The organism is Cellulophaga sp. BC115SP (genome assembly GCF_009905545.1).
Taxonomy (GTDB): Bacteria; Bacteroidota; Bacteroidia; order Cytophagales; family Spirosomataceae; genus Flectobacillus; species Flectobacillus rivi.
The window spans coordinates 78,897-91,768 of record NZ_JAAALB010000017.1 but is presented as its reverse complement, the minus strand read 5'-3'; the positions used below and the strand labels follow the sequence as shown (position 1 = coordinate 91,768).

Sequence of the window (12,872 nt, the reverse complement as noted above, 5' to 3'; positions counted from 1 at the left end):
GAGATATTTTTTAAAAAATAAATTCAAAATTTACTACTGATTTATTCATAAGGTTTCAATGACCAATCTCCGCTACTTTGTCAATTACTTGGGCCATTGTCCATTCATGATTTCTGTACCTGAAATCTTTTTGGGATCTAAAACTACATGTTTGACTGTTTTGCGTTTCCAAGTATAGATGATATGTACCATTCCATCGGTCGATTGGATTATGGCTGGATATGAAAATTCCCCAGGTTCGGTTTCTAATTCGGCAACTGCAAACCACTTTTTACCATCTTTCGAAATAGCGACATTGATAGGGGAGCGAGGTCCACCCCATTTGCCTTCATACCTAATTGTATGATTATATACCAAAAGATGCCGACCATCTTTGAGCGTAACAGCATCAGTTCCTGAATTGGGATTAGGAAGGTTTGTTTTTTGAACTTCGCTCCAAGTCATGCCATTGTCATTTGAATATGCTTCTAATATGGCATCGTTTTGACTACGACATAGTAGCTGAAGTTTGCCTTTAGGGTGAAACAGTACACTTGGTTGGATAGCCATAATATTTTTGCCATCGTTTAAAAATGCCGTTTTACGCCATGTTTTTCCTAAATCTTTGCTATATTCAAAGTACAATTTCCAGCCATCTAGCTCGGTGCTAGTAGGGCATAAGATTGTTTTGTTGTGTAACCAAACGGGTTTGTTCTTGATAGGACCTAAAATTCCCTCTGGAAGCTTTTCTGGTTCAGACCAAGTATTACCCTCGTCTTTTGAACGTCTAATCATTCCCCACCAATGAACAGGGTCGGGGCCTACTTTGTAAAATAATAATAAATCACCTTGGGGTACTTGGAACAGCACGGGGTTCCAACAAGGGTAGCGTACATCCGAAGATTGAATACCGTTGGCTAGTTCGATGGGCTTAGACCATGTTCCATGGCTATATCTGCTGGCATAAATAGAAACATCTGGATTTTTTTCGTGTGTACCCGCAAACCACGTAACCAAGAAACCATCCTTAGTTTGTACAATACTTGAAGCATGACATTCGGGAAATTCAGTTGTTGGAAAAATGAATTCTGAATTGATAATGCCTTCAGGAGACGTTTGTGCTTGACCGTTGTAAAAAAATAGAAGTATGAAAATGCTTTTACTGAGCAATCTAAATAGAAATTTCATAGAAATAATACAGTTTGTTAGAGATGTGGTATTGAAGTTACAGAATTCTTGGAGAACTCATATCGAAGAAGCCTAATAATAACTTAGACTAACAAGTTTGAGAAATAATGAGCAATTTTGACTGTCTTTTTTGCCTAAAATTAAAATTGATAAACTCTTAAAAATATGGAAATAAGTGCTAATTGGGTATTTATTCTAATCATCATACCCATATCTGGGATTTTAGTAGGTGCTTGGGATCTTACCAAAAAGAAAATCTACATCTGGCTTTTGGTAATGCTCTGGGGAGTTGTGGGAATACTATTTTTGTTTAGTAAACGTGGATCCTCACCTGAAGAAAAACTGGTGAATATTCCTATCGAGAAAAAGCACTATTATGGCTCGTATGTAATTGCAAGAGAGTTTTTTTCGGGCGACCAAGTAGACTGGCAATACAATCATTTTAGATTTGAAATAAAAGACAACGATTCTATCTATTTCCATTTGACTAATGGGGCCAAAATCAATAAAACTCACAGAGGAGGTATTTCTACCACCAAGCTGGATTCAAATGAAAATTTGATGTTGCACATGGATACCCCAACACACCACATTCTCAAGACAAATCCACGCTTGTATTTCAAAGACAATGAACTGTTTTTAGTTTTTAAATCAAAAAAATATCATAATGTCTATTTCAAAAAAGGCGAATGGAAAGAAATTGAGTAGGTTTATTGAGTGAATTAGTAGTGTAGTAAGGATTTCTATTACGGATTCGGGATTTCTGATTTCGGAAGTAAAGTAAACCTTTTCTGTTTTTATGAAATACCATGTAACAGGTAGATTACACTTCCGAAATCCGACATCAGAAATCCGAAATTGACAAATCTTAGTTCCTTTCACACACTATTAATTCTCCGTTCGAGTTATATTGTTGTTCCTCCGTCGGCTTCGTAGATTCCTCCTGTGCAATAACCAGAGGCTTCGGAGGCAAGGAATAAGGCTAAGCCAGCGATTTCGTCTACAGTTCCCATGCGAGCAATAGGTAAGCGTTTGACGAAATGGTTAAGTACTTGTTCATTTTGCCAAAGTGCTTCTGAAAACTTAGTTTTGATAAGCCCTGGGCAGATTGAATTTACTCTGATACCGTCACTTCCCCATTCTTTAGCCGTAACTTTTGTCAGCATATTCAATGCCGCTTTCGATACAGAATAGATGCCCAAGCCTGGGTCGGGGGTGAGACCTGCAATAGAGCTAATATTGATGATAGAACCTCCTCCACGTAGTTTCATGATAGGATGCACTAATTTGCTGATTTCAAAAGGAGCTTTTACATTGATGTTCATAATTTTGTCGAATGCCCACTCTTCACAGTCTAGTACAGGACCATATACAGGATTGGTGGCGGCATTGTTGACAAGAATATCGATACCGCCCAGTTCATCAACTACTTTTTGAATGAGAGCTTTACAACTTGGAATATCGCCAGCGTTGGCAGCCATACCTACACAGAATCCTCCTGCTGCACGAATACTTTCTGCTACTTTATCTAGTTCTTCTTGTTTTCGAGAGTTGATCACCACTTTGGCTCCACAGGCCGCAAAATGGCGTGCAATGGCTTCTCCGATTCCTTTACTGGCACCTGTAATAAGGGCTACTTTATTTTCAAGACTAAAAATTTGATTGGCATTCATTTTTTCAATAGTTAAGATTGCTTTTGAGTAAAATATTATGCTTGCATACTAAATTTAAATGAATTTTTTCAAAAACACAAGATAGAGGCACTTTGTAAGCCCTGTTTCAATTCCATTGCAAATGTCTTATCTTGCAGAAGGTTTATTGCTGATTGAATACAGACTATTTCTTAACGTAATTTATGAAACCAGAAACTAAAAAAGATAAAGCTTTGCCTCCATTTGTGTCTTCATGGTCACAATTATATTGGATTGTTGTCGGCAACCTTGTACTGATGATATGTTTATTCCAACTATTCAGCGAATATTTTCGCTAGACCAAAATACCACTAGTAAAAGCTTGGTTATAGTTTATGAATTTTGTACTGCTAAATCGCAAGCTTTGAATTGTAAATGATTAAATAGATGAAGAATATAGACTGGTTAGTTTTGGTGGCTACCCTTGGTGGAATTGTAGGATTTGGTATGTGGAAGGGGCGTGCTTCTAGGCAAAATATTGAAGGCTTCTTGTTGGCTGACAGACAATTACCTTGGTATCATGTCACGCTTTCGGTGATGGCCACGCAGGCAAGCGCTATTACTTTTTTGTCGGCTCCAGGGCAGGCATATACCGATGGTATGCGCTTTGTACAATTTTACTTTGGCTTACCTTTGGCCATGATTGTGCTGTCGGTAACTTTTATACCGATGTTTAAAAAACTCAACGTTTATACCGCTTATGAGTTTCTGGAAGGTCGTTTTGATTTAAAAACACGTGTACTGACTTCTTTCTTATTTTTGATTCCTAGAGCACTTTCTACAGGGGTGACTATTGCGGCGCCTTCGATTATTTTATCGACTATTCTGGGTTGGGATTTGTACTGGACCAATATCATGACAGGTTTGGTCGTAACGCTTTATTGTATGTATGGGGGCTCAAAAACCATTTCATATACCCAAATGCAGCAAATGTTTGTGGTATTGATAGGAATGTTTTTGGCTGGTTATATGGTCGTACACCTTTTACCTACGGAAATTGGTTTCGTGGATACGTTAAAAGTTGCTGGTAAAATGGGAAAACTCAATGCTATCGACTGGAAATTTGATTTGAATAATCGCTATAATGTTTGGTCGGGTTTAATTGGTGGTTTCTTTTTGCAGTTATCTTATTTTGGTACAGATCAGTCGCAGGTAGGTCGATATCTATCTGGGGAATCTGTAGGTGAAAGCCGTATTGGTTTATTGATGAATGGTATGCTTAAAATACCGATGCAGTTTTTGATTTTATTGGTTGGAGCCTTGGTTTTTGTCTTCTATCAGTTCAATCAACCACCGCTATTTTTTAACCAAACAGGTTTAGATAAAATTGCCAATACGCAGGAATACCGACAAATAGAAGCCAAACATTCACAGATTTTTCAAGAAAAAAAGGTAGCAGTTGCTCAAATGTTCGATGCCCTTAAAAGTGGCAATGAGCAACAAATCGAGCAAACAAAAGTCAAGGTGACTGAGGCCGATAAGGCAAGCGGTGAGTTGAGAACAGAAGTAAAAGATTTATTGAAAAAGACTAGCCCCGAAACAGATACCAACGATACCAATTATATCTTCTTGTCATTTGTGACTAAATACCTTCCTGTTGGGATGGTGGGACTATTGATTGCGGTGATTTTATTAGCTTCTATGGGCTCGATGGCATCGGCATTTGGTTCGCTTACCTCTTGTACTATTATTGATATTTATAAAAGATTGCTACATCCTGAAGATACCGATCAGCATTATTTGACCGTATCACGCTGGGTCACGCTTGGTTGGGGGATTTTTTGTATTATCGTGGCGCAATTTACTGTCAATATTGGTAGTTTGATTGAAGCGGTAAATATCCTTGGTTCATGGTTTTATGGAACAATCCTTGGGGTATTTTTAGTAGCTTTTTATTTCAGAAATATCCAAGGAAATGCTGTGTTTTGGGCAGCAATTTTAGCCGAAATTATCGTGATTTATACTTGGTGGATTGATTTAACTGCCTTTTTATGGTTAAATCTTATTGGCTGTGTATTGGTGATTGTTTTTGCGTATTTGATTCATTTACTAACACCTAAAAAGATTATAGGCTAATGGTTATTAGTTAGATAGTTAGCTTATTGGGTAGCTACCACTGACCATTCCCTAATTCTATAAAGATTGATATGTTTTGTAAGTATCTTTACAGCTTAATTTTGTGTTCTCTTAAAACAAACAACAAACCATTACCTCTGTCTCATGATTACCATTCAAAACCAATACCTCAAAGCAACGATTAATCCCAAAGGTGCTGAGTTAGTGAGCCTTATACAGTTATCTAGCCATATCGATTATATGTGGGAGGGAGATGCTGCTTATTGGGGTAAACACTCGCCTGTACTTTTTCCAATTGTTGGTTCGCTGAAGGATAATACCTATTTCTACGAAGGAAAAGCTTATCAATTGGGACGTCATGGATTTGCTAGAGATAGCGTATTTGAAATAGAAACGCAGACAGAAGATACGGTAACTTTTTTGCTAGCTTCTGATGAAAATACAAAAACGGTATATCCTTTTGACTTTGAGTTTAGATTAAAATATACTCTTCAAGAAAACCAATTGGAATTACAATACATTGTGGATAACTCTGGGGATAAGTCACTTTGGTTTTCGGTGGGGGGGCATCCAGCCTTCAAAGTTCCAATAGAAGAAGGGCTTGCGTATGAAGATTATCGATTAGTTTTTAATAAAACCGAAGACTTTGCTCGTTGGCCTTTGTCACCCGAAGGTTTGATTATGGATACGCCAGAAAGTACCGTGGTGACCTCTCATGAAATTCTGCTTACAAAAGAGCTATTTCAACAAGATGCTTTGGTCTATAAAAACTTACAATCTGATTGTATTACATTAAAGTCTAATTCGGGGCAGCATCAATTAGAGTTTGGGTTCAAAGGGTATCCTTTCTTAGGAATTTGGGCGGCTAAAAATGCCAATTTTGTTTGTATAGAACCATGGTGTGGCATTGCCGACCATGTAAGTCATAACCAAGATATTACTCAAAAAGAAGGTATTATCGCTTTAAACCCTTCCGAAACCTTTACTCGTTCGTGGAGTGTAAAACTGATATAGGAAGATTTTAGGAAAATAAAAAGGTACAAGATTTAAGGAATAAATGTATAAAAACATTAACTTAAATCTTGTGCCTTTTTTCTTTATTTTCAGGATGTTAGAGAAAAGTCAGTTAACCTTCAATACTATCTTTTATGAATACCAATATGAAAAAACTACTACTTCTTTTGCTTGTCTTTCAAGCACTTCTTATTAGTTGTAAAAGCGGACAAACGCCTAATTCTTCTTCTAAGTCAACTGTAAATGTTACGTTTTTGCATCTCAATGATGTGTATGAAATCGCACCGCTTGAAGGAGGTAAAGTAGGAGGAATGGCACGCGTAGCTACAGTTCGCAAGGAGTTATTAGCTCAAAACCCCAATACGATTACGTTGTTGGCTGGAGACTTCCTAAATCCGTCTTTAATAGGAACTTTTAAGCATGAAGGGAAAAGTATTAAAGGCAAACAAATGGTGGAGGTAATGGATGCCATTGGAATGGATTGGGTAGGATTGGGCAATCATGAGTTTGATGTAGACGAAGCCGAATTATTAGAACGAATCAACCTTTCTAAATTTAATTGGTTGGCTTCAAATGCTTTTCATAATACCCCAAATGGCGCAGAGCCTTTTGCCAAAAATGGTGTTCCATTTCCGAAGACTACAATTTTGACTTTCAAAAATGCTTCAGGAGCCTCTGTAAAAGTGGGAATGTTCTCGGTGGTATTGCCAGCCAACAAGAAGAACTTTGTAGTATATGACGACTTTTTTGAATCAGCTAAAAAAGCGTATCAAGAACTCAAACCCCAATGTGATTTTGTAGTGGCTATTACTCACCTCAACAAGGTAGATGATGCAAAACTAGCTGAAATGTTACCAGAAGTAAAACTTTTGATGGGTGGGCACGATCACGACAATATGATTCAGAAAGTAGGAGATGTTGTTATTGCCAAAGCGGATGCCAATGCAAAAACAGTTTATGTACATCATTTTTCTTTTGATACCCAAACGAAAAAAGTGAGCCTTACAAGCGAACTACGCAAAATAGACGACACCATTGTGGAAGATGCCTCTGTGGCAACTATTGTACAAAAATGGGAGCAAATATTGGATGCAGCTATCAAGAAAATGGGGCTTGATAAAAATGATGTAGTTGCCACACTCGATACACCTCTTGACGGTCGTGAAAGTAGTATTCGCAATTTTCAAACTAACCTTGGTACTGCTATTGCCAAAGCGATGTCAAAAGCATCAAGCAAACCCAACGACTGTGCGATATTTAATGGTGGTTCGGTGCGTATCGATGACCAAGTGGGCGGTAAGGTGACACAGTTGGATATTATGCGTGTATTGCCTTTTGGTGGAAAAATCGTGGAGGCCGAAATGAAAGGCCGCTTGCTTGAACAAGTATTGAATACAGGCCTGAAAAACAAAGGTAATGGGGGATATTTGCAGTGGGATAAAATTACCTACGATGCTACAAAAAACGAGTGGACAATCAATGATAAATTATTGGATGTCAATCAAACCTATTACGTGGTGTTACCTAAATTTTTGATAGAAGGAAAAGAAACAAATCTAGGGTTTTTGACAGATAAAAATCCTGATGTATTGAAGGTAGTCGAACCCGATGCCAATGATACTAATGACGTGCGCTCAGATGTGAGAAAGGTATTGATTGCGTATTTGAAGACAAAATGATTTTGATGATTTGAAAACGAGGGAATTTGAAAATTTGAAAATGAAGAGATTTTTCCTAATAGGGTGCGACTTAAGTCGCACCCTATTAGGAAAAATGCAATAGTTTATCTTTTAGAATTCGAAGATTAAAAAAAGACATTTTCAAATCTTCAAATCCCCCAATTTTCAAATTAATAAGAACCTACTTCTTCTTTTTAATAGGATTCATTACTGGAAGTTTTGCAGTCCATTCTGCCACGCCTTTTTCGATAGCATCTTTGAAGAAACCGAAGTTTGCGTCGCTTTTACCTAACTCAAGGGCTTTTTGTGCCAATGGAACAGCCTCTACGAAATTGTTCATTTTAGCCAAAATTTGAGCTTTTGTCCATACATTTCTGAACGTTTCTACTGCTCCAACTGACGAGTTAGCTAATTTTAACGCTTGCTCCAACTTACCTTTTCCTAACAAAAAGCCAGCTGCATTATTCATCGTATTGGCATTGTCAGTAGCAGCTTTTGCAATAGCAGCTTCAATCATTTTGGTAGTTTCAACGCCAATTTTAGCAGAAACTTTTTTGTCAGCCCAAGAAAAGTTTAAGTTGGCAGTACTATCTGTAATATCAGATAAATCAAAACTAAAAGACTCAACTTTAGCATTACCACTTGCCGAAGCTTTTACACGAAGAGCGTCTTTTTCTTGGCTATAAGATTGCTCAGAAGCAGTAATATCTTTGTTGAAAATCAACGTCCATTCGCTTTGCGAAGGAATTGAGAAAATAGAATATGTGCCAGCCGCTAATTTTTGACCATTGATTGTTACATCATTTGACAAAGTGATTTGTGTAGCAGCGTTTGCACCTGTACGCCATACTTTATCGTAAGGAACCAAAGCGCCAAAGATTTCACGACCACGTACATTCGGACGAGAATATTTGATAGCAATATCAGTTGTTCCAACAGTTTGAGAAACCGATGCTGCCGAACTAGGTTGTGGCAAACGCAATTGAGCCGAGGCTGCAAATGAGCCTGATACGAGTAAAGCTAAGAGGATTTTTTTCATGAGATTGGTAAAAATGATGATTAGAATGAATTGAATACAAAGCTAAAAGTCTTTCGTGGAGATAGACTATTTTTTCGCTCAAATGCTCAGAAAGCTAGCTATGTAAGGTTGATTAAGATTTTAATTCGAGACACAATATCCTTGCTATCCCAACAGAATATCCTCAACTTTGTAGGCTCAATTAAAAATCCTTATTCCATGCACAGAAAGCAACTTCTTCAACTGCTAGAGCAATACACGCCTGCCGATGCTACAGAACAACTACACTATGAGGCTATTTGTGAGTTTGTTAACCAACAACCAGACTGTTTTGAACGTACTCTACTGATAGGTCATGTAACAGGTTCGGCTTGGATTGTTGATGCTGAACGTCAACACACTTTATTGACACATCACCATAAATTGAATCAGTGGTTTCAGACTGGTGGGCATTGCGATGGTGACCCAGATGTATTGGCAGTAGCCTTACGCGAAGCGGAGGAAGAAACTGGTTTAACATCTGTAAAGGCTATATCTCCTCAGATTTTCGATATTGATGTACATATCATTCCTGCTCGTAAAACCGAGCCTGAACACTATCATTATGATGTTCGTTTTTTGATAGAAGCTGACAAACACGAACCTTTGGTTGTGAGTTCAGAATCAAAAGATTTGGCTTGGGTAGCAATTTCAGAAGTATCTAATCTTAATAATAGCGAATCGATTATGAGAATGGCTAGAAAGAGCTTGGCAATTTGAAAATGAGATAATTTGAAGATTTGAAAATTTCAGTTTTAAAACTGTTAAAAAAATTAGCCCAAGACTAAGTCTTGAACTAGGGATGAAAATTACCCTCATTTTCAAATCTTCAAATCACCCAATCTTCAAATTATAATATTAGTCCTTCTACCAAGGCATCTATATCATTCATATCGTTGTACACGTGCGGTGCGATACGAATAGCTTGTCCTCTGAAAGAAACCTGAACATTTCGAGCTTTGAGTGATGCTTGAATTCGAGCAATATCTGCTTGTGGTGGAATACGTAAGCCAACCAAGTGTTTGCTACGATATGGTAGGTCATCTACCCAGAAACCTTTTTCTTGTAGTAATTTTAAAGGTTCTTCTAGTAGTTGATGGCAATAGGCTTCAATATTTTCGACGCCCCAATCAAGAATCTGTGTCAGCGAAGCACAAAACATAGGATTCAAGATAAAATTACTTCTTTCGCCGACGTTATAGCGATCGGCAAAGGGACGGTATTCGGTTTGATAATTAACTAAGTTTTTGAATTCTTCTGAACCTACTCTATTAATCCAGTTGCGTTCTAAAGGGCGACCTTCGTCGAAAGCAGGACCAAAATATGTAGCACCTGCCGAATAGGGACCCAATAACCATTTATAACCTACGTTAATGATGGCGTCTGGTTGTACCTGTTGCACATCAAAAGGCATCGCACCGATCGACTGAGTACCATCCAATATCAACCAAGCTCCAACTTCACGACAACGAGCCCCTAATGTTACTAGGTCAAATCGTGTACCATCAGCCCAGTGTGTTGGCGAAACTACCACCATACAAGTATTTTGATTGACAGCGTCTAATAAACGCTCATTCCAGATTTTACCACGATTTTCTAAAGTGTCTGGAGGTAAAATATAGCGAATAGATAAGCCTTTGTCTTCAGCAATTTCTTCCCAAGCATATACATCTGAAGGGAACTCTTCATGCACCATCAAGATTTCCTGTCCCGATGCCAAACCTGCCTTGAAGGCTAAGTTTTTAGCAACGATTGCCATTCCATAAGAGGTCGATGGAATGAGGGCAATGCGTTTGGGTTCAGGGCAATTAATCAGCTTTGAATAGGCTTCTTGTACTGGAGCAGTAGTTTCAAAAAAGCTCTCTTGCGTAATACGTTGTGGCTGAGATTTACGCAAAATTCCTTGAATACCTGCCTCCTCTACCGACTTCAGGTTGGGCGACATGGTAGCGCAATTGATATAATGAATTCCGTCTTCGAGACTAAAAAGATGTTTTTGACAGGTTAACGACATTTAGTTTGAATTTAGAAGTGAACGTCTTTCAAAGATAGAGTTTTTTAAAGAATATTTAGGGGATAGGGGATAGGGGTGAGTTTTTTTGAGTGAACGGGCACAAAGGCGTAGAGGCACAGAGTGGATAGGGATTAGGCAAGGAGGGAATAGTTTTTTTATTGAGTGAACAGTCGCAAAGGCACAAAGGTGCAAAGTGGGTTTAAGGGATAGGTAAGATAGCAAATTCCTAGTTCAAGACTTAGCCTTGAACTTACTTTTTAAATAGTTTTAAAACTGAATCAATAACAGGTGAATAAATTTACCCGCTAATTGGAATCATTGATTTAGAACTATCTATATGTCAACTTTAGAGAGACTATATCCCTAAATCCACTTTGCACCTTTGTGCCTTTGCTACTGTTCACTCAATAAAAAAACTAATGCCTCCTTGCCTAAACCCTATCCCCTAACTCACCCTGTGCCTTTGCCCCTGTTCACTAAACAATGATAAATATTCCTCCTCAAAGAAACATTTATTATCACAAATCGTTATATTTAAAAAGTTTAATAAATTCTTGGATAGTTTAAATATATAGATCAAATGGAGCTACCTATTTTTAATTATAACTATACAAACGAAGGTAAAGGACAAAAGAAGGATCTGGAGGTGGTGAGAGACGAAAGATGGTTAGGGAACTCCTTGGTAGGATATATGGTCGACGAACAAAATGGTGAATGGCTAATCTCCTTGATTTTTATTTCAAATGACAATCCTTTAAAATTTGCTATTCGACGATTGGAGCGACATCATTCTGTCGAAAAGGCTAATCAATATTCGATACTTTCTCAAAAAACAGCTAGAATGCTGCAACCTTGCTATCAAAGTTTTAGCAACTAAGCAGTGAATTGTGAATGATGAATTGTGAGTTAGAACTGTACGGAGGATTTTCAACAATTGAGGATTTGGGATTTCTGATTTCGGAAATAAAGTAAAATACCTTTATTTTTCACAAAATATAGAAGCTTACACTTCCGAAATCCCACATCCGATATCTGAAATAGACAATTTGTCATTCACAATTCATCACTCACAACTCACATAAAGTCTGAGACTACCAGACCTCGTTCTCTTACTTGTTCTTCTTTTTCGAGACGTAGTAAAATCCTTCTGAAAATTTCTTGTAAACTGATGCCTTGATGTTGAGCAATAAAAGGCAAAAAGCTATTTGAGTCCAAATTTGGCATGGTATTAATGTCCAAAATATAGATTTTTCCGTCCGACACACGTACATCTGTCCGTGACATTCCTCTTAATCCTAAGGCATGATGCACTCGTAATACCATTTCCTGCATAGCTTGGCAAGTCTCTGCATCTAAGTCATGATACAGCACTTTTTCGGTACGACCGTATTGCTGTCCCGCAATGTACACTTCTCGTTCGTCATCAGGACGAATTTCTAAGGGATTCAAACAAATATAATCGCTCGCCTCTTCGTTAGGAATTACACCGACCGTAAACTCTCGACCCGAAAGATACGGTTGGATAATCATTTCATCTTTTTCCAATAATTGCTGATAAGGAATATTTTCCTTGTCAAATACCAACATATTTTGGTGAAGACTACCAAAGCGAGGTTTGGCAATAAAACGAGTAAAGGTTGAAGTACTAACTTCGCTCAGAGGAATAATTGCAGGCGTGGCAACACCCACTTTGGCACATACCTCTGGTAAATGTAGTTTATCTTTAGCCAATATCTGTGACTGATAATTGCTAGCGGTATGTTTTATTCCATTATCTTCGAGCCAACGAACGATGTCATGTTGTCCTTCGTCGCCAAAACCATAACATACGTTGAATACAATGTCAAATTGTTTAAGAAAATTGGCAAATTCGGAAGTGAATCCTACAAAATGAGTAACATAGGGGTAATATTCTTCGGGTGTGGAAGCTAAAAAATTAGCTACTGTACGAGCAAAAATATTTTCCTTCCATGGGGTAAAGCTAGAATCCGAGTAAAGGTAGATAAGCCTTTTGGTTGTCATGGGTAAAAAGGGTTTTAATTTCGACCCAAAATACTTGAACAAAATGGAGAAAAGGTTATCGGTATGTTATCTAATTATTATTCTTTTTTCCGTTGTTTATCAGTACGTTACATATATTTTTCTTTAATGCTAAATTAATAATTCCATAATCC

At 37.7% G+C, this 12,872-nt stretch carries 11 protein-coding genes; 6 read left to right on the top strand and 5 right to left on the bottom strand.

The window, feature by feature from the left end; genetic code table 11:
- Positions 1 to 84: 84 nt before the first annotated feature.
- Complete coding sequence (locus GVN22_RS14320; protein WP_166551695.1) at positions 85 to 1,167, bottom strand: exo-alpha-sialidase; 1,083 nt, start codon at positions 1,165 to 1,167, stop codon at positions 85 to 87.
- 165 nt (positions 1,168 to 1,332) lie between these two features.
- Between GVN22_RS14320 and GVN22_RS14315 the strand changes: the two genes are divergently transcribed.
- The gene (locus GVN22_RS14315) at positions 1,333 to 1,875 is read left to right on the top strand and encodes a hypothetical protein (protein WP_166551694.1); all 543 of its coding nucleotides are present in this window, start codon (positions 1,333 to 1,335) and stop codon (positions 1,873 to 1,875) included.
- A gap of 197 nt (positions 1,876 to 2,072) precedes the next feature.
- On the opposite strand, the gene GVN22_RS14310 is transcribed toward GVN22_RS14315, so the two are convergent.
- Positions 2,073 to 2,840, bottom strand: a complete 768-nt coding sequence (locus GVN22_RS14310) for an SDR family NAD(P)-dependent oxidoreductase (protein ID WP_166551693.1) — start codon at positions 2,838 to 2,840, stop codon at positions 2,073 to 2,075.
- Positions 2,841 to 3,245: 405 nt separating this feature from the next.
- Between GVN22_RS14310 and GVN22_RS14305 the strand changes: the two genes are divergently transcribed.
- The 3 genes from GVN22_RS14305 to GVN22_RS14295 all read left to right on the top strand — a co-directional run bounded on the left by GVN22_RS14305 (position 3,246) and on the right by GVN22_RS14295 (position 7,627).
- Positions 3,246 to 4,934, top strand: a complete 1,689-nt coding sequence (locus GVN22_RS14305) for a sodium:solute symporter (protein WP_166551692.1) — start codon at positions 3,246 to 3,248, stop codon at positions 4,932 to 4,934.
- 144 nt (positions 4,935 to 5,078) lie between these two features.
- The gene (locus tag GVN22_RS14300; protein ID WP_166551691.1) at positions 5,079 to 5,948 is read left to right on the top strand and encodes an aldose 1-epimerase family protein; all 870 of its coding nucleotides are present in this window, start codon (positions 5,079 to 5,081) and stop codon (positions 5,946 to 5,948) included.
- 146 nt (positions 5,949 to 6,094) lie between these two features.
- Entirely contained in the window at positions 6,095 to 7,627 is a 1,533-nt protein-coding gene (locus tag GVN22_RS14295; protein ID WP_166551690.1) for a bifunctional UDP-sugar hydrolase/5'-nucleotidase, read from the top strand.
- A gap of 181 nt (positions 7,628 to 7,808) precedes the next feature.
- Here GVN22_RS14295 and GVN22_RS14290 read toward each other — a convergent pair whose 3' ends face one another.
- A complete protein-coding gene (locus GVN22_RS14290) occupies positions 7,809 to 8,666 on the bottom strand; it encodes a DUF2911 domain-containing protein (protein ID WP_166551689.1) in 858 nt (285 codons plus the stop codon).
- A 198-nt stretch (positions 8,667 to 8,864) separates the two neighbouring features.
- Here GVN22_RS14290 and GVN22_RS14285 point away from each other — a divergent pair, with 198 nt between their 5' ends.
- The gene (locus GVN22_RS14285; RefSeq protein ID WP_166551688.1) at positions 8,865 to 9,404 is read left to right on the top strand and encodes an NUDIX hydrolase; all 540 of its coding nucleotides are present in this window, start codon (positions 8,865 to 8,867) and stop codon (positions 9,402 to 9,404) included.
- Positions 9,405 to 9,534: 130 nt separating this feature from the next.
- Here the strand turns inward: GVN22_RS14285 and GVN22_RS14280 are convergent, their stop codons facing one another.
- Positions 9,535 to 10,698, bottom strand: a complete 1,164-nt coding sequence (locus GVN22_RS14280) for an aminotransferase class V-fold PLP-dependent enzyme (protein ID WP_166551687.1) — start codon at positions 10,696 to 10,698, stop codon at positions 9,535 to 9,537.
- Between the two features lie 580 nt (positions 10,699 to 11,278).
- Between GVN22_RS14280 and GVN22_RS14275 the strand changes: the two genes are divergently transcribed.
- The gene (locus GVN22_RS14275) at positions 11,279 to 11,575 is read left to right on the top strand and encodes a hypothetical protein (RefSeq protein WP_166551686.1); all 297 of its coding nucleotides are present in this window, start codon (positions 11,279 to 11,281) and stop codon (positions 11,573 to 11,575) included.
- 197 nt (positions 11,576 to 11,772) lie between these two features.
- Here GVN22_RS14275 and GVN22_RS14270 read toward each other — a convergent pair whose 3' ends face one another.
- Positions 11,773 to 12,720 (bottom strand): ATP-grasp domain-containing protein, encoded by a 948-nt coding sequence (locus GVN22_RS14270; RefSeq protein WP_166551685.1) that lies wholly within the window; start codon positions 12,718 to 12,720, stop codon positions 11,773 to 11,775.
- Between the last annotated feature and the right edge of the window lie 152 nt (positions 12,721 to 12,872).